General features: G+C 71.1%; 21 protein-coding genes and 2 pseudogenes. 14 read left to right on the forward strand and 9 right to left on the reverse strand.

Translation table 11 applies throughout. From position 1 onward, the window contains the following. The first annotated feature begins 45 nt into the window (after window positions 1-45). Window positions 46-477 carry a hypothetical protein gene (locus RDV84_RS11190; protein WP_250449165.1) on the forward strand — a complete coding sequence of 144 codons (432 nt, stop codon included), beginning with the start codon at window positions 46-48 and terminating at the stop codon, window positions 475-477. A 13-nt stretch (window positions 478-490) separates the two neighbouring features. On the opposite strand, the gene RDV84_RS11195 is transcribed toward RDV84_RS11190, so the two are convergent. After that, on the reverse strand, window positions 491-1,177 hold the full coding sequence (locus tag RDV84_RS11195) for an SIR2 family NAD-dependent protein deacylase (RefSeq protein WP_250449166.1): 687 nt from the start codon (window positions 1,175-1,177) through the stop codon (window positions 491-493). 152 nt (window positions 1,178-1,329) lie between these two features. Here RDV84_RS11195 and RDV84_RS11200 point away from each other — a divergent pair, with 152 nt between their 5' ends. Beyond that, window positions 1,330-2,862, forward strand: coding sequence for an amidohydrolase family protein (locus tag RDV84_RS11200; RefSeq protein WP_250449167.1), 1,533 nt, complete (start codon window positions 1,330-1,332; stop codon window positions 2,860-2,862). A gap of 62 nt (window positions 2,863-2,924) precedes the next feature. Here RDV84_RS11200 and RDV84_RS11205 read toward each other — a convergent pair whose 3' ends face one another. Beyond that, complete coding sequence (locus RDV84_RS11205; protein WP_250449168.1) at window positions 2,925-3,839, reverse strand: hypothetical protein; 915 nt, start codon at window positions 3,837-3,839, stop codon at window positions 2,925-2,927. 425 nt (window positions 3,840-4,264) lie between these two features. Between RDV84_RS11205 and RDV84_RS11210 the strand changes: the two genes are divergently transcribed. From RDV84_RS11210 to RDV84_RS11215, 3 genes are all read left to right on the forward strand, one after another. Then, the gene (locus RDV84_RS11210; protein WP_250449169.1) at window positions 4,265-4,810 is read left to right on the forward strand and encodes an HD domain-containing protein; all 546 of its coding nucleotides are present in this window, start codon (window positions 4,265-4,267) and stop codon (window positions 4,808-4,810) included. 113 nt (window positions 4,811-4,923) lie between these two features. After that, window positions 4,924-5,031 carry a DUF6053 domain-containing protein gene (locus RDV84_RS27330; protein WP_486624542.1) on the forward strand — a complete coding sequence of 36 codons (108 nt, stop codon included), beginning with the start codon at window positions 4,924-4,926 and terminating at the stop codon, window positions 5,029-5,031. A 140-nt stretch (window positions 5,032-5,171) separates the two neighbouring features. Continuing rightward, complete coding sequence (locus RDV84_RS11215) at window positions 5,172-6,059, forward strand: aldo/keto reductase (RefSeq protein WP_250449170.1); 888 nt, start codon at window positions 5,172-5,174, stop codon at window positions 6,057-6,059. A 133-nt stretch (window positions 6,060-6,192) separates the two neighbouring features. Here RDV84_RS11215 and RDV84_RS11220 read toward each other — a convergent pair whose 3' ends face one another. Beyond that, window positions 6,193-6,582: a YciI family protein gene (locus RDV84_RS11220; protein ID WP_250449171.1), complete on the reverse strand. Its 390-nt coding sequence runs from the start codon at window positions 6,580-6,582 to the stop codon at window positions 6,193-6,195. A gap of 317 nt (window positions 6,583-6,899) precedes the next feature. Between RDV84_RS11220 and RDV84_RS11225 the strand changes: the two genes are divergently transcribed. The 5 genes and pseudogenes from RDV84_RS11225 (at window position 6,900) to RDV84_RS11240 (ending at window position 11,852) form a co-directional block, all read left to right on the forward strand. Next, window positions 6,900-7,904: an alpha/beta fold hydrolase gene (locus RDV84_RS11225; protein ID WP_309153716.1), complete on the forward strand. Its 1,005-nt coding sequence runs from the start codon at window positions 6,900-6,902 to the stop codon at window positions 7,902-7,904. Window positions 7,905-7,914: 10 nt separating this feature from the next. After that, a pseudogene (locus RDV84_RS26260) lies at window positions 7,915-7,998 on the forward strand (DUF6053 domain-containing protein); the annotation flags it as partial. Between the two features lie 175 nt (window positions 7,999-8,173). Next, window positions 8,174-9,076: a phosphogluconate dehydrogenase (NAD(+)-dependent, decarboxylating) gene (gnd, locus tag RDV84_RS11230; RefSeq protein WP_057949001.1), complete on the forward strand. Its 903-nt coding sequence runs from the start codon at window positions 8,174-8,176 to the stop codon at window positions 9,074-9,076. A 722-nt stretch (window positions 9,077-9,798) separates the two neighbouring features. Next, on the forward strand, window positions 9,799-11,043 hold the full coding sequence (locus RDV84_RS11235) for a family 8 glycosyl hydrolase (RefSeq protein ID WP_309153464.1): 1,245 nt from the start codon (window positions 9,799-9,801) through the stop codon (window positions 11,041-11,043). A gap of 299 nt (window positions 11,044-11,342) precedes the next feature. After that, window positions 11,343-11,852, forward strand: coding sequence for a hypothetical protein (locus tag RDV84_RS11240; protein ID WP_309153465.1), 510 nt, complete (start codon window positions 11,343-11,345; stop codon window positions 11,850-11,852). A gap of 117 nt (window positions 11,853-11,969) precedes the next feature. On the opposite strand, the gene RDV84_RS11245 is transcribed toward RDV84_RS11240, so the two are convergent. Then, on the reverse strand, window positions 11,970-12,176 hold the full coding sequence (locus tag RDV84_RS11245) for a hypothetical protein (RefSeq protein ID WP_057948999.1): 207 nt from the start codon (window positions 12,174-12,176) through the stop codon (window positions 11,970-11,972). A 333-nt stretch (window positions 12,177-12,509) separates the two neighbouring features. Between RDV84_RS11245 and RDV84_RS11250 the strand changes: the two genes are divergently transcribed. After that, the gene (locus tag RDV84_RS11250) at window positions 12,510-13,298 is read left to right on the forward strand and encodes an N-acetylmuramoyl-L-alanine amidase (RefSeq protein WP_309153466.1); all 789 of its coding nucleotides are present in this window, start codon (window positions 12,510-12,512) and stop codon (window positions 13,296-13,298) included. Window positions 13,299-13,476: 178 nt separating this feature from the next. Here RDV84_RS11250 and RDV84_RS11255 read toward each other — a convergent pair whose 3' ends face one another. The 3 genes and pseudogenes from RDV84_RS11255 to RDV84_RS11265 form a co-directional block, all read right to left on the reverse strand. After that, window positions 13,477-13,974 carry a RidA family protein gene (locus RDV84_RS11255; RefSeq protein WP_309153467.1) on the reverse strand — a complete coding sequence of 166 codons (498 nt, stop codon included), beginning with the start codon at window positions 13,972-13,974 and terminating at the stop codon, window positions 13,477-13,479. Then, window positions 13,971-14,558, reverse strand: coding sequence for an NADPH-dependent FMN reductase (locus RDV84_RS11260; protein ID WP_250449178.1), 588 nt, complete (start codon window positions 14,556-14,558; stop codon window positions 13,971-13,973). Before RDV84_RS11260 ends, RDV84_RS11255 begins: the two co-directional genes overlap by 4 nt. A gap of 206 nt (window positions 14,559-14,764) precedes the next feature. Beyond that, window positions 14,765-16,048 (reverse strand): annotated as a pseudogene (locus tag RDV84_RS11265) (APC family permease); the annotation flags it as partial. 578 nt (window positions 16,049-16,626) lie between these two features. On the opposite strand from RDV84_RS11265, the gene RDV84_RS11270 reads away from it, so the two are divergent. From RDV84_RS11270 to RDV84_RS11275, 3 genes are all read left to right on the forward strand, one after another. Further along, window positions 16,627-16,809, forward strand: coding sequence for a hypothetical protein (locus RDV84_RS11270; protein ID WP_057948996.1), 183 nt, complete (start codon window positions 16,627-16,629; stop codon window positions 16,807-16,809). A 354-nt stretch (window positions 16,810-17,163) separates the two neighbouring features. After that, entirely contained in the window at window positions 17,164-17,238 is a 75-nt protein-coding gene (locus tag RDV84_RS27335; RefSeq protein ID WP_486624525.1) for a DUF6053 domain-containing protein, read from the forward strand. A 339-nt stretch (window positions 17,239-17,577) separates the two neighbouring features. Further along, the gene (locus tag RDV84_RS11275) at window positions 17,578-18,381 is read left to right on the forward strand and encodes a lytic transglycosylase domain-containing protein (RefSeq protein WP_309153468.1); all 804 of its coding nucleotides are present in this window, start codon (window positions 17,578-17,580) and stop codon (window positions 18,379-18,381) included. Between the two features lie 165 nt (window positions 18,382-18,546). Here RDV84_RS11275 and RDV84_RS11280 read toward each other — a convergent pair whose 3' ends face one another. Continuing rightward, window positions 18,547-19,689 (reverse strand): PQQ-dependent sugar dehydrogenase, encoded by a 1,143-nt coding sequence (locus RDV84_RS11280; protein WP_078997121.1) that lies wholly within the window; start codon window positions 19,687-19,689, stop codon window positions 18,547-18,549. 368 nt (window positions 19,690-20,057) lie between these two features. Then, the gene (locus tag RDV84_RS11285) at window positions 20,058-20,561 is read right to left on the reverse strand and encodes a hypothetical protein (RefSeq protein ID WP_057948993.1); all 504 of its coding nucleotides are present in this window, start codon (window positions 20,559-20,561) and stop codon (window positions 20,058-20,060) included. Between the last annotated feature and the right edge of the window lie 296 nt (window positions 20,562-20,857).

Below are 20,857 nucleotides of genomic sequence, written 5' to 3' on the forward strand. Positions count from 1 at the left end.
CTTCCGCCGGCGAAGCCCGCATCGTTCCGGGCGCGATCCCTGTCCATGCTCCCGCCCGAGTACGCCGAGTTTTTCGATCCGATGCAGTTCAACGTCTGGGTCAAGATCGACCCGGCCAAGGTCGTGGGCGCCTCGGCCTGGTACGCGCAGCGCAGCGAGCACGCCGGGGGCAAGAGCGTGGCGGCGCGCTATCTGGACTGCCGCGACGCGGCCAGGCGCGGCGAGTACGTCAGCCTGGAATGGATCTTGCACCTGCGCCAGCTGCCCGACGCGCTCGACAGCGTGCCGGACTTCGCGGTGCCCGGCTCGGCCATCGTCAGCGACGAGCCGATCGTTCCGGACGCGCAGACCCCGTTCTGCGAAACCCACGGCATCCTGTTCACTGCGCGCCTGGGTTGCTCGGTCTGCAAGGATCCGGTCTGGCACAAGATGCCGCCGGGCCTGCGCGAGCGCCTGCATCGCGGCGAGTTTCCCTGACGCCGCTCCGGCTTCAGGCCTGCGCGAGCCACGCTTCGACCAACGGCGGCACCTTCTCGACCGCGGTCCCGCGCAGGAAGCGGTAGTGATCCGGAATCTCCTGCTGCTCCGGCGAGACGAACACGCGCTCGGCCCGGTCCCGCGCGTGATCGACCAGCCCGGCCGCCGGCCACACCGTCAGCGAGGTGCCGATCGCCAGCACCTTGTCGGCTTGGGCGAAATGCCGCGCCGATTCGCGCAGATGGCGCACGTTCTCGCCGAACCAGACCACGTCCGGGCGCAACTGGCTGCCCAGTTCGCACAGGTCGCCGATTTCGATCAGCGCGCCGGTCATCGGGTAGACGCGCGATTGGTCGGCGCTGCTGCGCGCCTTGAGGATCTCGCCGTGCACGTGCAGCACCTGACTGGAGCCGGCGCGCTCGTGCAGGTCGTCGATGTTCTGGGTGATCACCACGACGTCGTACTTCTCTTCCAGCCGGGCGATGGCCGCGTGCGCGGCATTGGGCTGCGCGGCCAGCACGCCGAGCCGGCGCTCGTTGTAGAAGCGCAGCACCGTGGCCGGGTCGCGCCGCCAGCCCTCGGGCGAGGCCACGTCCTCGAGCCGGTGCTCGTGCCACAGGCCGCCCATGTCGCGGAAGGTCTTGAGCCCGCTTTCGGCGCTGACGCCGGCGCCGGTGAACACTACGATCTTGGGTTTCATCCGATGGCCGTCCCTGCAAGCGAAAAACGCGCCCGTGCGGGCGCGTTTCAACCATAGCGCGGCGCGGCGCATCTGCCCATGCCGCCGGTCCGCGATCGATGGCCGGCGCGCGAAGCGATGCCTATGATCGAACCGGACCGCAGGAGAGCCGCATGAATTTCCGTTCCTTGACGCTGGGATTGGCCCTGGGATCGACCGCGCTGGCGCCGGCCTGGGCCGGACCGGGCGACGCGCCGGCCGGGCGTTATCTGGTCCGCGACGTCACCGTCGTTCCGGTCGACACCGACGAAGTGCTGGCCCATCGCAACGTGCTGATCGAGGACGGGCGGATCGTGCGGATCGCGCCGGCCGGCCAGCGCTTGCGCGCGGACGCGGCGCAGGTGGTGGACGGGCGCGGCAAGTACCTGGTGCCCGGCTTCGTCGACGCCCACGTGCACATCGCCACCGAAGGCGCGATCCGCGACAGCAAGGACCCGGCGATCAACGGCCTCGACCTCGGCGACGGGCACGACTACGACCGCCAGGCGATGCTGGCGTTCCTCAAGGCCGGGGTGACCGGCGCGGCCAATCTCGGCGGCAGCGCCGGCAGCGACGACGACCTGCTGCGCCTGCGCGGCGAGATCGACGCCGGCCGCGAGATCGGCCCCAAGCTCTACGTCGGCAAGCGCATCAACGGCCCGCGCGCGGCGGTCGCGGTGCGCCCCGACGGCAAGCCGGTGCCGGCGTCCAGGCCCGAGGCGCCGACCACCGCCGCCGACGGGATCGCCGCGGTGCGGCGTGCGCGCGAACGCGGCTACGACTTCATCAAGCCTTATCAGTTCCTCAATCGGCAGACGTATCTGGCCGTGGTCGAGGAAGCGCGGCGGCAGGGCTTCGTCACCACCGGCCACCTGCCCGAACTGGGCTGCGCGAGCTGCGCCGACCGCGCCTTCGCCTTCGCCCATCCGATGACCAACATCGCCCACAGCGAGGAACTGGCGCGCTTCGCCCGCATCGGCAGCGACCTCGCACCGGCCGAGATCGAGGCCCTGGCGCAAGCGGTCGCCGACAGCGGCGCGTCGGTGACGCCGACCCTGGTCACCCTGCGCACCATCGTCGCGATGTACGTGCAGCGCGAGGTGCCGGCGGTGCCGGACGGCTGGCAGGACACGGTCGATCCGGTGACCCGGCTGGACTGGACGCCGCCGGCCAACCGTTATCTGAGCCAGGCCTTCCGCGACCAGGAGGGCGCCGACCGTTTTTCCGCCGGTTACGACTTCGCCCGGGTGCTGACCCGTGCGCTGTGGAAGCGCGGCGTGCCGCTGACCGTCGGCACCGACGCCGCGCTGCCGGGGCTGGCGTTCGGCGTGTCGGTGCGGCAGGAGATGATCGAACTGCGCGAGATCGGCCTGAGCCCGCTGGAAGTGCTGCGCGCGGCCTCGCTCAACGCCCACCGCCTGTTCGACCCGCAGGCCGGCAGCGGCGCGGTGCGCGAAGGCGAGCGCGCGAACCTAGTACTGCTCGACGCCGACCCGCTGGCCGACATCCACAACGTCGGCAAGGTCGCCGGCGTGTTCGCGCAGGGGCGCTGGCTGTCGATCGCGCAGATCGATCGGCAGCTGGCGCAAGGCGAGGCGTTCGAGCGCGGGCTGCAGCGCCAGATCGAGCGGCGCAAGGCGGACGCGGCGAAGCAAGTGGCGCAGTAGATCGCGAAATCGGCGGCGAAACCCGCGGCAGGGGCTTCGCCGCCGACGCCGGCGTCGCGGCCTCAAAACGCCGCCGCCATCGCCTGTTCGAGCGAAACCGTCCAGGCGCGGCCGTCGGCGACGAAGTACAGCGTATCCCCGCGGCCATCGATACGCTCGGGCCGCAACGGCGCGCCGTCCTCGCGGCGCAGCTCGAAGCGGGCGAGCTCGGCGCAGCGGCCATCGTCTTCGAGCCGGAACAGCGCCGCCTCGTGGCCGCGACGCGGATGGCGGTACATCAGCGCATGGCGCCCGCGCACCGCCATCGCCTGGGCGCCTTCGAACGGCGGCCGCCAATGCCCGGCGAGGCGCCGTTCGCGCAGCAGCACCAGGGCGAATTCGGTGTAGTAGCAGAGCCAGGTTTCGCGTTCGTCGGCGACGTTGAGCGCGTAGCAGTCGCAGATCGTGTCGAGGCCGTCCTCGGGCTGGTACTGGTACGTGTTCGCGCCGTGCGCGTCCCACGCGGCCAGGCCGCAGGCCGAGACCGGGTCGTCGCCGAACACGCCTTCGTCGAAGTAGCCGGTCCAGATCGCGCCGCGCGGTGTGGTCTGCAGGTGTTCGATGCCGTCGCCGAGGGCGAGTTCGCGCAGCAACCGCCCGTCGCGCGAATACACCCGGCCGGCGCTGCCGCCGGAGCGCGCGCACGCCAGCAGCAGGTCGTCGCCGAGCGGCTGCAGTGCGTGCACGTTGTAGCGTTCGCCGTCGATGCGCAGGTCGAGCACGCATTGGCCATCGAGCCAGGCGCGGGCGCGGTAGTCCTGCGGCCGGGCGGGGTTGATCTTCGGATACGACGGCCCGGGCCCCGCGGTGCGGTAATCCACCGGCTTGAGCGCATGCAACGCGTACAACGCGCGGTCGGGGCCGGCGCCGAAGGCGACCAAGGCGCCGGGGCCTGCGGCGAAGTCGACGAGCAGGCGGACGTGCAGCGGGCGGATCATGCGGGGCTCGTTCCGTGAGTCGGCGGCCATGGTAATCGCGAACGGCGGTGCGGAAGCGCGGCCGGCGGATCATGCGACGTGGAGCGGGCGACTTGGATCGGGCGAATCGGAGCGGGCGAATCGGAGCGGGCGAGTCGGAGTGGGCGAGTCGGAGTGGGCGGGGGCATCGATGCGCGCCGGAACCGTTCGGCCGGATCGCGCGAGCGGCTGCAGCCCATGGCCGGCCCGGCGCGGGCCGCGGCCGCGTTCCGAGCGCGCGCCGCTGCGCTACAATGGCCGCGCAGCCGCAACGGCTGCCGTCCCGCGGCGCATCGCCGCACTCTCCCCCGGATCGTTCCGCGTCGCGCAGCCCCTGGCCGCGCGACGCCGGCGGCTGGGCGAGCGCGCGGTACGACCGCTTTGCCGTTTCGCCACAAGGAGCGACTGTGACCCACGACCATGGATCCGTCCTGCGCGCCGCGGCGTTCGCCGCGCAGCGCCACCGCCGCCAGCGCCGCCACGACGCCGAGCGCAGCCCCTACATCAACCATCCGCTGGCGCTGGCCGACATCCTGGCCAACCTCGGCGGCATCGCCGATCCGGTGGTGCTGTGCGCGGCCTTGCTGCACGACACCGTCGAGGACACCGCGACCACGCTGGAGGAGATCGAACTGGCGTTCGGCGCGCGCGTCGCCGCGGTGGTGGCGCAGGTCAGCGACGACAAGTCGCTGCCCAAGGCCGAACGCAAGCGCCTGCAGATCGAACATGCGCGGCATATCTCGCCCGAGGCCCGGCTGGTCAAGCTGGCCGACAAGATCTGCAACCTGCGCGACCTGCTGCAGTCGCCGCCGCCGTGGACGCGGCAGCGCAAGCGCGAGTACTTCGACTGGGCGGCGCAGGTGGTTGCCGGGTTGCGCGGCGTGCATCCTGTACTGGAAGAGGAGTTCGATGCGGTGTATGCCAGGATCGATGAGTTGGGCGATAGCGTCTGAAGCTTGGCGGTTCTTGGTTTTCGTTCTTGCGCTGGACGGCGATCCGAGCGGAAAGCGTCGGGGCTGAAGCCCCTCCCACAAGAGCGGGTCTGGGCGACGAAGCGGCGCGGGTTTTGTGGGAGGGCCTTCAGGCCCGACGCTTTTCGGTCAGAAGCGACATCGCGATCCGAGCGGAAAGCATCGGGGCTGAAGCCCCTCCCACAAGAGCAAGCCTGGGCTAGGCGCGCGGCGCGGGTTTTTGTGGGAGGGCCTTTAGGCCCGACGCTTTCCGGTCCGAAGCGACATCGCGATCCGAGCGGAAAGCATCGGGGTTGAGGCCTCTCCCACGGTAGACTGCATTCCCCTGTTTCCGGCTTCCCGCATGAGCGCTTCCGAATCGCTGACGCTGTCTCCCATCGTCGCCGGCTGCTGGCGCATGGCCGAATGGAAGCTCGATGCCGCCGGGCGCCTGCGCTGGATCGCGCAGGCGGTGGAGCTGGGGATCGACAGCTTCGACCACGCCGACATCTATGGCGATTATTCGGTCGAGGCGCTGTTCGGCGAGGCGCTGGCGCTGCAGCCGGGCCTGCGCCAACGTATCCGCCTGGTCAGCAAGTGCGGGATCAAGCTGACTTCGGCGCAAAGGCCGACGCATGCGATCAAGTCCTACGACAGTTCGCGCGCGCATGTGCTGGCCAGCGTCGAGCATTCGCTGCGCGCGCTGCGCACCGATTACCTCGACCTGTTGCTGATCCACCGTCCCGACCTGTTGATGGACGCCGACGAACTGGCCGCGACCTTCGCGCAGCTCAAGGCCGCGGGCAAGGTGCTGCACGTGGGCGTGTCCAACCACACCCCGGCGCAGTTGGCGCTGCTGCATGCGCGGCATCCGCTGGCGACCCACCAGGTCGAGCTGTCGCCGCTGCACTTGCCGCCGCTCGACGACGGCACCCTGGAGCAATGCCAGGCGCTGCGACTGCGGCCGATGCTGTGGTCGCCGCTCGCCGGCGGCCGTTTGTTCGGCGGCGGCGACGAGCGCGCCGAACGCGTGCGCGCGGTGCTGGCCGACCTCGGCCGCCGCCACGGCGGCGCCTCGGTCGCGACCATGGCCTATGCCTGGCTGCTGCGCCATCCGACCCGGCCGTGGCCGATCACCGGCAGCGGCCGCGAGCAGGGGCTGCGCGACGCGGTGGACGCGTTGCGGATCGAGCTGTCGGCGCAGGACTGGTACGAGGTCTGGCAGGCCAGCGCCGGGCGCGAAGTCGCGTAAGCGCGTCCGCTTCGCGTTCTCCCCGTGCTCCCTGTAGGAGCGACGCGAGTCGCGACCGCGACACCGCAGCTACGACGCAAGCGCGGTTTCGCGGTCGCGACTCGCGTCGCTCCTACAGGCGCCTATCGCCGCATCACACCGGCCCGACCGCCTGCTGCACGTCCTCGGGGAAGTCATCCATCCCCATGATCTGCCGCACCTCGATGGTCTCGTTGTCCGCGCCCGGGCAGCGCCGGGCCCACGCGATCGCTTCCCCGCGCGAGCCGACCTCGATCACCCAGTAGCCGCCGAGCACTTCCTTGGCTTCGGGAAAGGGGCCGTCGACCACCCGCGAGGCGCCGCCGCGGAAGCTGACCCGCGCGCCCATCGACGGCGGGTGCAGGCCGTCGAGCGCGCGCAGCACGCCGGCCTCCTGCAGGGCCCGGTTGTATTCCATCATCGTCGCGATCCTGTCGGCGCTGGGCAGGGTGCCGGGTTCGGCGGATTCGTAGCCCTGGGGAATCATCAGCATCATGAAACGCATGGTCGGTCTCCTGGATGGGTGGCGCGGATCGGTGGGCGGGCGGCGGGTCCGGTCGGTTGCGGCCGTTCCCGCGCGCTCTTGCCATGGCGACGAACCGCGGCGGCGCGGATCGACACGGCCTCGGCGCTTCGCTTCGGCGCGGGCGATCGGCCGCGCCGCAGAACTGAATCGAATCTGTCTCGCGCGTGCCGGCCGATGCCGGCAACCGCACCGGCCTTGCTTACCATCGCCGCTTCATTGACCTGAGGCGGGCGGTGATGGGCGCGGCGCATGGACACTTCGGCCGGACTTCCGGCGCGATCCTGGGATTGACGTTGATGATCGTGGCCGGCGGCGTCGACGCCGCGGCCAAGCCGGGCGCGCGCAAGCCGCCCAAGCCGGCGCCGGACGCGCGCCTGGACGTCTACGCCGAGCCCGGCGAGCGCATCGACATCGGCGGCGGGCGCAAGCTCAACCTGCGCTGCAGCGGCCAGGGCCGGCCGACGGTGTTGCTGGAAGCCGGCTTCGGCTCCGATTCGCTGGCCTGGGCGCGGTCGCAGCCGCAGATCGCCGAACGCAACCGGGTCTGCGCCTACGATCGCGCCGGCCTGGGCTTCAGCGACGGCGGCCCGCTGCCGCGCGACCTCACGGCCGACGTCGCCGACCTGCACGCGCTGATCGAGGCCGCAGACCTGGACACGCCGCTGATCCTGCTCGGCCATTCCTACGGCAGCCAGGTGGTGCGCCGCTACGACGAGCTGCACCCGAAGAAGGTCGCGGCGCTGGTGCTGGTCGATCCGCCCGAGCAGAACGTCGGCGAGTTCTCCGCCTCCTACGCCAAGACCGAAGCCGCCATGGCGCCGCGCATGCTGGCGATGTACCGCGCCTGCGAACAGGGCGCGCGCGAAGGCCGGCTCGGCGCGGCGCGGCCGCCGGCCGAGCTGCGCAACTGCTTGCGTCCGCCGAACCCGAACTACAGCGACAAATTGAACGCCGCGATCCGCGCGTGGCGCTCCAAGCCGACGTTCTGGGAGACGGTGATCACCGGCTCGCAAGACCGGCTGTCGCTGTACGGCAGCGCGGTGGCCAAGAGCGAGCGCCACGACGGCAAGCCGGTGATCGTGCTCAGCGCCGAGCAGCCCTACGCCGGCGCGCCGGCCGACGACCTCAAGGCGCTGACCGCCGCGCGCGAGCAGACCCACCTGGCGTTGATCGGCACCTCGCGCTACGCCAAGCGGGTGACCATCGCCGACAGCTCGCACGACATCCCCAACGACCAGCCGGCGGCGCCGGCCATCGCCGTGTTCGAGGCGATGCAGATGCGCAAGCAGATGGGGCGCTGAGGCGGCGGCTGTGGGAGGGCCTTCAGGTCCGATGCTTTTGCCTCAGATCGCCGCGGTCCGAGCGAAAAACATCGGGCCTGGAGGCCCTGCCGCAAGAGCGGCCGCGATTCCCGCCCGATGCGGAACGCTGCGTCCCCTTTATTTCGCCCGATCCGCTCACACTTCCTTACCGCGACGGGCACCAAGATCGCCTGTCCCGCGGCGGCGGCGAACCGCGCCGCGATCACATCGAACGCGATCACATCGAACACGAAACATTGGGAGACGACATGGAACTGGGCATGGTCGGCCTCGGCCGCATGGGCGCCAACATGGCCGAACGGTTGGTACGCGGCGGGCACACGGTGGTGGGCTTCGACCCCGGCGCCGCGGCGCGCGAACAGGCCGCCGCGCGCGGCATCGGCGCGGCCGCGTCGCTGGCCGAACTGGTCGCGGCGTTGCCGGCGCCGCGCACGCTGTGGCTGATGGTGCCGGCCGGCGCGGTCGACGCGACCCTGGCCGAACTGCGGCCGCTGCTGGCCGCGGGCGACACCGTCGTCGACGGCGGCAACTCCAACTACAAGGACACCGTGCGCCGCGCCGGCGAACTGCTCGCGCACGACCTGCACTACGTCGATTCCGGCACCAGCGGCGGCGTGTGGGGGCTGCAGGAGGGCTACAGCCTGATGATCGGCGGCGAAGAGGCCGCGGTCGAACGCCTGCGGCCGATCTTCGAAACCCTGGCGCCGGCGGCCGAGCGCGGCTGGGGCCGGGTCGGTCCCAGCGGCGCGGGCCATTTCACCAAGATGATCCACAACGGCATCGAGTACGGAATGATGCAGGCCTACGCCGAGGGCTTCGCGATCCTCGGGCGCAAGGCCGAGTTCGGCCTGGACCTGCACCAGATCGCGCAGATCTGGCGCCACGGCAGCGTGGTGCGGTCCTGGCTGCTCGACCTCAGCGCCGACGCGCTGGGCAAGAACCCGGACCTGCAGGGCATCGCGCCGTACGTGGAGGATTCCGGCGAAGGCCGCTGGACCGTCGCCGAGGCCATCGACCTCGACGTTTCCGCGCCGGTGATCACCGCCTCGCTGATGGAGCGCCTGCGCTCGCGCGAAAAGGATTCCTTCGCCGACAAACTGCTGGCGGCGATGCGCAACGAATTCGGCGGGCATGCGATCCGCAAGGAATGAGTGCGGCGGGTCCGTGGCGACCTGAGCCGAAAGCGTCGGGACTGAAGTCCCTCCCACATAGCTCGGCGCTCCTGTGGGAGGGCCTTCAGGCCCGATGCTCTTCGATCCAACGCGACATGGCGACCTGAGCCGGAAGCGTCGGGACTGAAGTCCCTCCCACACAGCCCAGCGCTCCTGTGGGAGGGCCTTCAGGCCCGACGCTCTTCGATCCAAACGCGACATGGCGACCTGAGTCGAAAGCGTCGGGACTGAAGTCCCTCCCACATAGCTCGGCGCTCCTGTGGGAGGGCCTTCAGGCCCGACGCTTTCCGATCCGATCCGATGCGGCATCGCGATCCGAGCCAAGAACCTCCGCACCGCCGCCCCGCTACCGGCTCGCGCGCGACACCCCACCCGCGAATGCAACCGCGGGCACGCGTATACCGCGACTGCGCGCACCCGCCGCGCTAAGACCAAAGTCGATCTGCGAACCCGCGCATGAGCGTTCATGCGCGCGATGACGGCGGTCGCGCTTTGCCGCGTCCGCCCGCGCTAGCCTGCTTGCGCCCGCGGCGGCGAAGCATGCGCGCCGCCGCGGTTCCCATCGACCGCGCGAGCGGCGCCGTCCGCGCCTGCTGCGCTCCTCTCTCCCGCCGCCGTCGCGGCGCGGGCGCGCCGCGCCCGCGTGCGGCGCCGCCTGCGCGGTCGCCCTTCGACGTTTCGTTCCGTTCCGGAGACCTCCCATGCAGCAAGCCCACGCCCGCCCGCGCCGCGGCGGCACGCGCCTCGCCCTGGTCCTGGCCGCCGCCGCCGTCCTCGGCGTCCCGCTCGCCGCCCAGGCCGCGCCGAACTATCCCTTCGCCAGCCACCGCCAGGCCTATGTCGCCGGCACCCTGAGCCCCAGCGTCGGCCGCGCCGCCGCCGACCAGTCCACCGCTTCGTTCTACCGCACCTGGAAGCAGCGCTACCTGGTGCCGGCCTGCAAGGCCGGCGAGTACCGGGTCAAGGCTTCCACCGCCGACGCCTACGTGGTTTCGGAAGGGCAGGGCTACGGCATGCTGATCACGGTGATGATGGCCGGCAACGATCCCGACGCGCAGGCCTTGTTCGACGGACTGCACCGCTACAACCGCGGCCACCCCAGCAACCAGAATCCCGCCCTGCTGGCCTGGGCTCAGGACGTCAACTGCAAGAACGTCGCCGGCGCCGATTCGGCCACCGACGGCGATCTCGACATCGCCTACGCGCTGTTGCTGGCCGACCTGCAATGGGGCTCGGGCGGTTCGATCAACTACCTGGCCGAAGCGCGCAAGGTGATCGCCGCGATCCGCAGCAGCAACGTCAACGCCAACACCAAGCTGGTCACCCTCGGCGACTGGGTCGACAGCGGCTCGCCGAACTACTACAACGCCACCCGCAGCTCGGACTGGATGCTCGGCCACTTCCGCGGCTTCGCCAGCAAGCTCGGCGACAGCTACTGGACCGGCGTGCTCGACGCGCACCAGAACCTGATCGCGAAGATGCAGAGCAGTTACGCGCCCAACACCGGCCTGCTGCCGGACTTCATCGTCAACACCAACACCACCGCCAAGCCGGCGCCGGCCAACTTCCTGGAAGCCGACACCGACGGCTGGTACTCGTGGAACGCCGGCCGGGTGCCGTGGCGCATCGGCATCGACGCCGCGGTCAGCGGCGACAGCCGCTCGCGCAACGCCGCGCGCAAGCTCAGCCAGTGGATCAAGGTCAAGGCCGGCAACAACGCCAACAACGTCCGCAGCGGCTACAAGCTCGACGGCACGGTGACCGAGAACTACAACAGCACCTTCTTCACCGCGCCGTTCGCGGTCGCCGCCACGGTCGATACCGATCAGGCCTGGCTCGACAAGCTGTGGACCTACATGGCCAGCGGCGGCACCAGCGACTACTACGGCGACAGCGTCAAGCTGCTGTCGATGCTGGCGGTGTCGAACAACTGGCTCAAGCCCTGAGCGAACCCCGGCACGGACGGATTACAGGCGGGCCCGCGCGCGCAGCGCGGGCCCGTCGGCATGGCGGAGCCCCGCGGACCCAGCAGGCCGATTCGGCAAGCCGCCGGATGGGGTTCTAGGTCGAAAGGCTATGGAGTTGTGGCGTCGATCTCATTTAGGATCGGTTGCCGATCGCGTTGGGGAACGCATCGCAACGCGGGTCCCCACGCGGGTCGGCCACACACCATAGGAAGGCGGGCGGCGCTTCGGCGGCCGCCCCCGCGGCGTTCGCGCCGTCATCGACTACAGCAAAGGGAGCCATGCGCAAGATGAAGTCGAACCGGTTTTCGTTGAGCCGCTGTCTGGCGGCTCTGGTCCTGGCCGGCGTGTGTGCGGCAGCGGCCGCCTCCGGCGAGTCCCAGCCCTTCGACGCGGCCGCGGTGCTCGCGCAGCAGAAGCAGATCCGCGGCGATGTCGACGCCGGCCGCGGCGACTACGCCAAGCTTGATCCGGCCCAGCGCCAGGAACTGCGCACGCGCCAGGACCGTCTGGAGGCCTCGTTGCAAGGCCGCAGCTACGACCAGCTCAGCGCAGCCGAGCGCGAGCAGGCGCAGCAGGACCTGCAATGGATCCGTCAGGCCGGCGGCGCGGCCGCGCCCTCTGCCGCGACCGCGACCGCGGCGGCAGAACCGGAGGAAAAGGTCCGCTGCGAGCGCGTGCGCGCGATCGGCTCCAACCGTACCGAACGCGTGTGCACGACGGCTTCGCAACGTCGCGAAGCGCAGAAGAACCGGGTCGAGCCCGAGCTGCACCAGGCCGGCACGCGCTGAGCCCGACGGCCACGCGCGCTGAGCCGCCGGGATGGTTGCGGCTGGGCGCGGTCGCGGCCGGAGATCCGCGCGCCGCGCAGCCCGACGGCTGCGCGGCGCTCGTCTAGAGCGCCCGACTCAGTCGCAACACCGGCACGGCTGGCCGTTGCCGGGATTCCACCCCGGCAGGCCGCCGCAGCGGTCCTGGCAGACCTTGAGGCTGCACAAGGCGCGGTTCGGCGGCGCCGACGAGGCGGCCTGGACGGCGAATCCGAATCCGAACGCGGCCAGGGCGAAGGCGCCCAGCCAGAGGCGGGCGCTGCGGTGGGTGCGGAAGAGCGGCATGGCGTGGCTCCTTGCGGCACGATGGCGCGGCAGGCCCGCGCGTGGCGACTGTAGGCGCGCGCACCGCCGGCAACCGGCGACCGCGTCACCGAATGCGGGCGCGATGACACTTGTAAGGCGCGGGTCCTGCGCGGGCCCGTGCAGAGCGGGCGGCTCGGAGCAAGCCCGCTAGCCGCAGGTCCGCTCGGAGTAGGCCTGCTCGCAGCAGGCCGCCTCGGAGCGGGCCTCCTCGGAGCAGGCCCGCTATGAACGAGCCCGGGCCCGAACGGGCGCGGCCGCGCCGGCGCCGCGCCCGGCATGTTCTACACTCGGGTTTTCGCCGCCGCCCGCCGCATGACATCGCGCAGCCTTCCTTTGTCCGCCGTCCTCTGCGCCGCGCTCGCGCTCGCCGGTTGCGCCAGCGCGCCGCCGCACAATCCGCTGGCGCAATGGCGCGGTTCGCCGAACCACAACGAGCGGCGCGCGCAACTGATCGTGCTGCACCACACCCAGATGGACAGCGCCGAGCAAGCGCTGCGCACGCTGCAGACGGCGAACTCGCAAGGCCGGGTCAGCGCGCATTATCTGGTCGGCGAAGACGGGCGGATCTATCAGTTGGTGGCCGAGGATCGCCGCGCCTGGCATGCCGGCGCGGGACGCTGGGGCGAGATCGGCGACCTCAACTCGGTCTCGATCGGCATCGAACTCGACAACGACGGCAGCGAGCCGTTCGCTGAAGCGCAGATGCAAAGCCTGTTGCGCCTGCTCGACGACCTGACCCGGCGCTTGGGCATCGATCGGCAGGCGATCCTCGCCCACGGCGACCTCGCGCCGAGCCGCAAGAGCGATCCGAGCGTGCTGTTTCCATGGAAGCGCCTGGCCGATGCCGGCTTCGGCCTGTGGCCGCGCGAACCGCTCGCGCCGCCGCCGCCGGGCTTCGACCCCTGGGCCGCGCTGCGCCTGATCGGCTACGACTTGCGCGATCCCGGCGCGGCGTTGGCTTCGTTCCACCGCCGCTTCCGCGGCAACGAAGCGCGCGAGTGGCAGGCGGGCGACGCGGAGGTGTTGTACGACCTGCAGCGGCAGTTGCTGGCGCTGCCCGAGGGCGCGCCGCCGCCGTTGCCCGCGCCGCCGTTGCGGTGAACCGCGGCCCGTAGGTGCGGCAACCTGAGCCGAGAGCGTCGGGGCTGAAGCCCCTACCATAAGTGCCCAGTGGTGCTCGCAGGCACTTGTGGGAGGGCCTTCAGCCCCGACGCTTTCCGATCCGCCGACCAGACCAGACCCGCGCCGAACCGAACCGAACCGAACCGCGCCACGCCGCTCAAGCGACCGCCACCGCCTCGATCTCCACCAGCCAGCCGGGATTGACCAATCCAGCCACCTGCACCCGCGTACGCGCCACCAACCGCGGCTGCTCCGGCGTGCCGAACCATCGCGCGTACGCGCGCGAGAAGCCTTCGTTGTCCATGCGCCCGCCGAGCGCCGGGTCGCCGACCACGTACACGCGCAGTTGCACCAGATCGCCCATCGTCAGTCCGAGCCCGCGCAAGCTGCGTTGCAGTTCGCCCAAGGTCCCGTCGGTCTGGGCGAAGGTATCGCCGTAGGCGGCGATGCTGTCGGCCGGGGCCGAGGCGTCGATCACCGGCGGCGTATGCCCGCTGAGCAGCACCAGTTCGCAGCCCGGCGGCAGCGTCGCGGCGGCCAGGAACGGCAGCGCGCCGCCCGAGGCGAGCAGACGGTCGCCGGCCTGCGGTCCCTGCGCGTGGCCGTCGCCGCCGTCGAAGCGGTGCCGGCGCACGGTTTCGCCCGCGCCGCTCATGCTGCCGCCTCGGTGGCGAGTTCGTAGGGCATCGTTTCGCGCGCGTTGCGCAGGGCCAGCGCCCACCAGCGCAGCCGCGCCAAGGCCGTGTCCATCGCCGCGTGCGCGGCCTGCGGCTCGCGCAGTTCGCCGTCGGGGCCGAACTGGCGCCAGGCGTGGGCCAGGCACACGCCGTCGCGCAAGGTCGCCGCGTGCAATTCGCCGAACACCTGGCGCAGCTGCTCGATCGCGCGCAGCCCGCCGGAACTGGCGCCGTAGCTGACGAAGGCCACCGGTTTGGCCCGCCAGGGTTCATAGCAGGCGTCGATCAGCGCCTTCAGCGCCGCCGGATAGCCGTGGTTGTATTCGGGTGTGACGATCACGAACGCGTCGGCGGCGTGCAGGCGCTGGCGCAGTTGCTGCAGTTGCGCCTCGTCGGCGCGGCTGGGGCGGCCCGACAGCGGCCATTCGACCGGATCGATGCGGTCGACGTCGAAACCGCCGTGGCGGGCGATGCGGCGCTGCGCCCACTCGCCGACCACGTCGCAGAAACGCCCTTCGCGCGCGCTGCCGTAAACCAGCGCGAGGCGGAGATTGGAAGCCATGGCAAAGCACCTTCGGGGGAAGTGTCCCGCAGGCTAATACCTCAACCAAACCTCAGGTCAAGCGCGTCCCGCCCGAAGCTCCTGTAGGCGCTGCGCAAGCTGCGACCGAGACACCGCACAGCCGTCGTCATCGCCGTCCCGCGGCCGCGCTCGCGCAGTTCCCGCAATGAGCGAAACCGCCGCGACCACACGGCAGCTTCCGGCGCGCGCCGCAGCTTGTAGATCACCGCGCCCACCACCAGCGCGATCGCCGCGGCGATCAGGTTCTTTACGCTGGCGCTGGCCAGCAGCCCCAGCGACAGCACGATCGCCGCGATCGGGATCAACGGCCCGCCCGGCAGGTGCAGCGCGCCCTCGCGGCCGCGGTGGCGCTTTTGCAGCACCAGCACCGACACCGCGGTGCCGATGTAGGTGCACAGCCGCGCCACCACCGACAGCAGCGCCAGCTGCTGGAACGAGCCGGTCAGCGCCAGCGCCAGCGCGATCGCGCCGAGCAGCAGCACCGCCCGCGCCGGCGTGTGGAAGCGCGGATGGATCGCGCCGAGCGCGCGCGGGCCGTAGCCGTCGCGCGACAGCGCCAGCAGGTAGCGCGGCCCCATCATCACGGTGTTGCTGTTGGTGCCCAGGATCGAGATCGCCGCGCCGACGGTCAGCACCAGCGCCAGGCCGGTGCCGCTGAAATGCGCGGCCGCCTCGGCCAGCGGACTGGTCGACTGGGCGATGCCGGGCAAGGTGCCCAGGGCGACGAGCTGCACGGCGAAGTAGACGATCGTCACCAGCACGATCATGGTCAGCAGCGCGAACGGCACGTCGCGGCGCGGGTTGCGGTATTCGCCGGCCGCCGCGGGCAGGTTCTCGAAGCCGGCGTAGGCGAACAGCAGCAACAACGCCGCTTCGCCGAGGTGGTCCATCGGCAGCGGCGCATCGGAATGCAGCAACGCGGGATCGAAGTAGAACGCGCCGATCGCCACGAACAGCACCAACGGCACCAGCTTGCCGATCGCCAGGGCCACGCCGGCGCGCGCGGCGGTGCGCACGCCCAGCACGTTGATCAGCACCAGCAGGCCGAGCGAACCGGCGACGATGAACACCCGCGCCGGCCCGGCCTTGGCCGCGGGCCAGAACAGCGCCACCGCCTCGGCCAGGCCGTTGCTGAGCGAGGCGGCGGTGGAGATGCGGGTGACCAGCAGCATCCAGCCGACCTCGAAGCCGGCGAACGGGCCGAACGCCTCGCGCGCATACAGGTAGCCGCCGCCGGGCTGGTCGAAATAGCTCGCCGCCTGCGCGTAGCACAGCACCAGCAGCGCCACCGCGAAGCCGGCCAGCAGCACCGCCCACAGGCTGGCCGGCCCGAGCAGCATCGCCGCGGTCGCCGGCAGCAGGTAGATGCCGCTGCCGATCACGTCGTTGATCGACAGGCCGACGATCTGCCAGCGGCTGACCGCGCGCACGGTGCCGGCGTCGCCGGGGGCAGGGCTGGGGTTGGACAGGGAAGGGGATGCGGCAGGTACGCGGACGGAAGTCGGCTCGCTCGACGGCTGGCTCAAGACGTTGTTCCCCTCGCTCGGTGGCGGGCGGCGCGCGCGGCGGCCGCGATGGGCCACCTTAGTGCCAGCGCCGCGCCGACCGCAATGCGCACTGCGGCATGTGCCGCCGCCGCATCGGCATGAGCGCGGCGCACGGCTCGAGGACACATGCCGGCGCGCATGAATCCGCCGCGTTCGTAAACGTTTTGTTTCGTTCAGGCGGCGCGTGCGGACGCCGCAGCGGATTAGCGATTAGCCGATCACGCTTTCATGCGCGATCGCGTCGCGGCCTAGCGCAGCCGCCGCCACGGCTGGTTAAAGAAACGTAGCCGTGGCGCTCGCCGCCCCGTTTGCGTTCATCGCGGTGACGGCAGTGTGCAGCCCGTGCCGTCCCACTTCCCCTGCGGCACGCGCAGCCGGCCGCGGCTGCGGCGGCCCCCTCGGTGTTCCCCCGCACCGCGCCGCAGCCGCGGCCGTAGCCATGAACCGGCCGAGCCGCGGCCCCGCGGGCCGGCCGAACCAACCAAGAGGTGCATGCTTCCATGAAGATCGATCTCCGCACTGCCGCCTACGCTTCGATCGTGCTGGGCGCGCTGTCGCTCGCCGCGTGCGCGAGCAAGGGCGAAACCACGCCGGACGCGCCGGCGTCCTCTTCGAGTACGCCGTCCAGCGCCCCGGCCGACGCCGCCACCGCGCCGCCGCCGACCAGCGGCGACGGCGGCTGATTCCCGCGCCCGGCCGCCGGAGCGGGCGGCCGGGCCCTGTTTTCGCGGGCGCGGTGCGGCCGGGCGAGTCGGCGGCGTCGCGCCCGTTTTTTCGGGTCGAGGCAAGTCTGGCGTGCGGTCGGAGAACGCCGCGGCTCAAGCCCCTCCCGCGTAGCGCCGTCCTCGACAAGCGGGCAACGACAACGACGGCGGCGGGAGGGGCTTGAGCCCCGGCGCTCTTAGCGCGGTGGGAGGGCTTCGGCCCCGAGGCTCACGGTTCGGGTCGCTGCTCGGCGTCGGATCGGAAGGCGTCGGGCCTGAAGGCCCTCCCACAAGAGCGGTTTTCCCGACCAGCGGCGCGGCCAGCGCGCTTTTGTGGGAGGGGCTTCAGCCCCGACGCTTTCGGCTCGGGTCGCCGCACGGCATCGGATCGGAAGGCGTCGGGCCTGAAGGCCCTCCCACGAGAGCGGTGTTTCGGCCGGCGGCGCGACAAGCGCGCTTTTGTGGGAGTGCTTGAGCCCGAGGCTTTCGGCTCGGGTCGCTGCGCGGCAGCGGATCGGAAGGCATCGGGCCTGAAGGCCCTCCCACCAGAGCGGTACACCGGCCGGCGGCGCGACAAGCGCGCTTTTGTGGGAGGGCTTCAGCCCCGACGCTTTCGGCTCAGGTCGCCGCGCGGCATCGGGCCTGAATGCGCGTAAGCGCAGTTGCCCGCAAGCTGAATGAACGTTTCGCCCGGCCCCTGACTTCCGGCGCTGTCCGGGCCGCCCCGCGGCCCTAGAATCGCGCTCCATGACCGCCCCCGCGCGCCCCCGCACCCTGGTTCTGCGCTTCGCCGCCGCCTTCGCCTTGCTGGCGCTGGCGAACACGGCCGTGCAGGCGCGCACCGTGTACCGCTGCGTGCGCGACGGCACCGTCAGCCTCGCCACCGCGCCCGAACCGGGGTCGCGCTGCGAAGCCAAACAGATCGACGACAACGCGGTGAAGCTGCCGAACCTGTGGGGCGAGCTCGGCGTCATCAACGGCAACCTCTACGAGCGCCAGCAGGACGGCAAGACCGTCTACAGCACGCGCAACCTGCCCGGTTCGGTGCGGGTGATGGGCTTCAGCGTGGAAACGCCGCCAGGCGAGCCGGCGCATCCGGGCCTGGGCAAGGTCGGCAAGCCGCAGTTGGACAAGTTCGCCGCGCAGTTCCGCAGCGCGGCCAAGGCCAACGGCCTGGACGACGCCTGGTTGCGCGCGATCGCCCACGCCGAAAGCGGCTTCGACGCGCGGGCGGTGTCGAGCAAGGGCGCCCAGGGCGTGATGCAGCTGATGCCGGACACCGCGAAGGAATACGGCGTGGTCGATCCGTTTTCCTCGGACGAATCGATCAAGGCCGGCGCGCGCCACCTCAAGTCGCTGCTGCGGCGCTACAACAACGACCTGACCCTGGCCACGGCCGCCTACAACGCCGGCATCGGCACGGTGACGCGCTACCGCGGCGTGCCGCCGTATCGCGAAACCCAGGAGTACATCGCCAAGGTCGAGGCGCTGGTGCAGCGCTATCAGTTGGCGTTGGGGACGCGCAAGCCGGCGTTGCGCGCGGCGCAGTGAAGCAAGCAGGAGTGAGCGCGGAGGAGCGAGGAGCGAGCGAGAGCACAAGCGCGCGGGCGCAGCAAAGAAAAAAGCGGGCTGAAGCCCGCTTTTTCTTTGCTGCCGCAGAGCAAGCGCGAAGCGCCGCAAACGCTCGCTCCTCACTCCTCCACGCTCACTCCTGCTTCAAAGAGGCGTAAGCCGCAGCAACCGCGCATTCGTCCCATCCTCGAGCAACCACACATCGCCATTAGGCCCTTGCTCGACCTCGCGGATGCGCTTGCCCATCGGATAGCGCTCGGCTTCGGCCGCGGTATTGCCGTTGAACTTGACCCGCACCAGCGCCTGCGAGGCGAGGCCGCCGATCAGGCCGCTGCCGGCCCAGTTCGGGAAGCGGGTGCCCGAGTAGATCACGAAGCCGGCCGGCGCGATCACCGGGTTCCACCACGCTTCCGGCGCGTTGAGGTCGGGGCGGGTGTTGTGGCGCGGGATCGGCGTGCCGTCGTAGTGGTCGCCCTGCGAGACCAGCGGCCAGCCGTAGTTGGAGCCGCGCTCGATCAGGTTGAGTTCGTCGCCGCCCTTGGGCCCCATCTCGTGGATCCACAGCTTGTTCTGCGCATCGAACGCGATGCCGAGCAGGTTGCGATGGCCGTAGGACCACACCGTCGCGGCGACGCCGCCGCGGTTATAGAAGGGATTGTCGGTCGGCACGCTGCCGTCGTCGTTGAGCCGGATCACCTTGCCCAGCGGCGAGTTGAGATCCTGCGCGGGGTCGAACTTCTGCCGCTCGCTGGAGGTGATCCACAGCTTGTGGTCCGGGCCGAACGCGAGGCGGTGGCCGTAGTGGTTGCTGCCGCTGAGCTTGGGCTGGCGCCAGAGCACCTGCAGGTTGCTCAGCGAGCCGCCGGAACTGGTGAGGTTGAGCTTGGCGCGCGCGACGGTGGCGCCGGCGGTGCCGCTGGTCGTGCCTCTCTCGGCGTAGCTGATGTAGATCAGGCTGTTGGTCGCGAACTGCGGATGCAGGATCACGTCGCCGAATCCGCCCTGGCCGCCGTAGGCCACGGCCGGCACGCCGGTGATGGTCTGCGCGCTGCCGCCGATGGTCAGCACCTTGAGCACGCCGCGCTTCTCGGTGACCAGCAGGCGGCCGTTGGGCAGGAAGGTCATCGCCCAGGGTTCGTTGAAACGCGCCACTTCGGTGGCGGTGAACGGGTTGGCCTTGGCCGCGCCCGCGTCGTCGGCCGGCGCATCGTGCGCGCTGGCGGTGGTGGCGGCCGCGGACAGGGCCAGCGCGGCAACGCACGACAGGCATAGCGTCTTGAGTTTCATCGGAAGTCTCCGGCGTGGGCGTGAGGGGAGGCCGGCCGAGAGTGCCACCCGCCGCGCGCGCGATCTTGCGACCGCCTCGGCAGTTCATCGCCGCCGTGCAGGCATGGCGAACGATCTTCAACCGCGATCACGCGCGCAATGTGGCTTGCGCGCTAGGAAATCGTAAGCGCGCGAGATGGCCGCGCGCAGGCGCCCGCATCGGTGCTGTACGCAGGTCACGCGATTGCTGCGGCTGCGCAAACCCTCCGTGCCGGGGCCCTGCGGCGAACGTGCGTTCGCACGCGTAGCGACCGATGCGCGTGCGCCGCCGGCGCCCGCGTGAGGCCATCGCGTTCGCGGGCCGGTATCCGCCCCGGCGCGCGCGATCTTCAGGCCAGCGCCTTGGGCGCGTCGAACGGCAGCAGTTCCACTCCTTCCGCGCGTGCCAGCACCCGCGCCTCGGCCTGGCCGAGCAGCTCGCGGTCGCCGTCGATCACCACCAGGATGCGGCCGCCGCGGATGTGCGCATCGAACTTGCGCCGGATCGGATCGGGCAGCGACGAACCCACCAGCGCCGAGGCCCAGCAACCGACCATCGCGCCGGCGGCGAGCGCGGCGGCGGTGCCGGCGACGGTCAGGCCGATCGGCGTGACCACCACCGCCAGCAGCCCGGCGAGCAGGCCGGCGGCGCCGCCGTAGCCCGCGCCGCGCAGCGCCGCGGGCATCAGGTCGGTGTCGGCTTCCTTGCGTTCGTCGGGGATCGATTCCAGCTCGATGTCCGAGCGCGCGATCAGCAGGATGTCGTCGTCGCGCACGCCGGCCTCGCGCGCGGCGTCCATCGCCGCCTGCGCGCTGGCCAGGTCGGGAGTACTGAATACATGACGGGTCTTCATGTCGCCCTCCGCGCGCCGCCGTCGCTGGCGTTCGCGAAGGAACGCCGGTCGCACCCCGGCCGGGCACGGCGGCGATGCCTGCACGGCCGTGGCGAAGCCAGCGTCCGCTGCCGCGGGTTAACGTGCGGTGAGATGCGCGGCGCCGTTCGTCGGCCGGTTCGCGAACGCTGCCATGCGCGCGAACCCGCTCCGACCATGCTGCGGTGCGGCGCCCGGCCAGCGCCGTCCGGGATGAGGATCGTCACTGGACGCGACCGCGCCGGCCGCGCATCCTGCGGCCGCTATCGCACCGTTCC

Source organism: Lysobacter yananisis, from assembly GCF_031199375.1.
Classification (GTDB): Bacteria; Pseudomonadota; Gammaproteobacteria; order Xanthomonadales; family Xanthomonadaceae; genus Lysobacter; species Lysobacter yananisis.

Excerpts from the sequence above, each read along its gene's own strand:
- RDV84_RS11225 (WP_309153716.1), top strand. The coding sequence starts at position 6,900 with ATGATCGTGGCCGGCGGCGTCGACGCCGCGGCCAAGCCGGGCGCGCGC.
- RDV84_RS11205 (WP_250449168.1), bottom strand. The coding sequence starts at position 3,839 with ATGATCCGCCCGCTGCACGTCCGCCTGCTCGTCGACTTCGCCGCAGGC.
- gnd (WP_057949001.1), top strand. The coding sequence starts at position 8,174 with ATGGAACTGGGCATGGTCGGCCTCGGCCGCATGGGCGCCAACATGGCC.
- RDV84_RS11200 (WP_250449167.1), top strand. The coding sequence starts at position 1,330 with ATGAATTTCCGTTCCTTGACGCTGGGATTGGCCCTGGGATCGACCGCG.
- RDV84_RS11260 (WP_250449178.1), bottom strand. The coding sequence starts at position 14,558 with ATGGCTTCCAATCTCCGCCTCGCGCTGGTTTACGGCAGCGCGCGCGAA.
- RDV84_RS11190 (WP_250449165.1), top strand. The coding sequence starts at position 46 with ATGCTCCCGCCCGAGTACGCCGAGTTTTTCGATCCGATGCAGTTCAAC.
- RDV84_RS11245 (WP_057948999.1), bottom strand. The coding sequence starts at position 12,176 with ATGCCGCTCTTCCGCACCCACCGCAGCGCCCGCCTCTGGCTGGGCGCC.
- RDV84_RS11270 (WP_057948996.1), top strand. The coding sequence starts at position 16,627 with ATGAAGATCGATCTCCGCACTGCCGCCTACGCTTCGATCGTGCTGGGC.
- RDV84_RS11250 (WP_309153466.1), top strand. The coding sequence starts at position 12,510 with ATGACATCGCGCAGCCTTCCTTTGTCCGCCGTCCTCTGCGCCGCGCTC.
- RDV84_RS11280 (WP_078997121.1), bottom strand. The coding sequence starts at position 19,689 with ATGAAACTCAAGACGCTATGCCTGTCGTGCGTTGCCGCGCTGGCCCTG.
- RDV84_RS11220 (WP_250449171.1), bottom strand. The coding sequence starts at position 6,582 with ATGCGTTTCATGATGCTGATGATTCCCCAGGGCTACGAATCCGCCGAA.
- RDV84_RS11275 (WP_309153468.1), top strand. The coding sequence starts at position 17,578 with ATGACCGCCCCCGCGCGCCCCCGCACCCTGGTTCTGCGCTTCGCCGCC.
- RDV84_RS11285 (WP_057948993.1), bottom strand. The coding sequence starts at position 20,561 with ATGAAGACCCGTCATGTATTCAGTACTCCCGACCTGGCCAGCGCGCAG.
- RDV84_RS11240 (WP_309153465.1), top strand. The coding sequence starts at position 11,343 with ATGCGCAAGATGAAGTCGAACCGGTTTTCGTTGAGCCGCTGTCTGGCG.
- RDV84_RS11195 (WP_250449166.1), bottom strand. The coding sequence starts at position 1,177 with ATGAAACCCAAGATCGTAGTGTTCACCGGCGCCGGCGTCAGCGCCGAA.
- RDV84_RS11215 (WP_250449170.1), top strand. The coding sequence starts at position 5,172 with ATGAGCGCTTCCGAATCGCTGACGCTGTCTCCCATCGTCGCCGGCTGC.
- RDV84_RS11255 (WP_309153467.1), bottom strand. The coding sequence starts at position 13,974 with ATGAGCGGCGCGGGCGAAACCGTGCGCCGGCACCGCTTCGACGGCGGC.
- RDV84_RS11235 (WP_309153464.1), top strand. The coding sequence starts at position 9,799 with ATGCAGCAAGCCCACGCCCGCCCGCGCCGCGGCGGCACGCGCCTCGCC.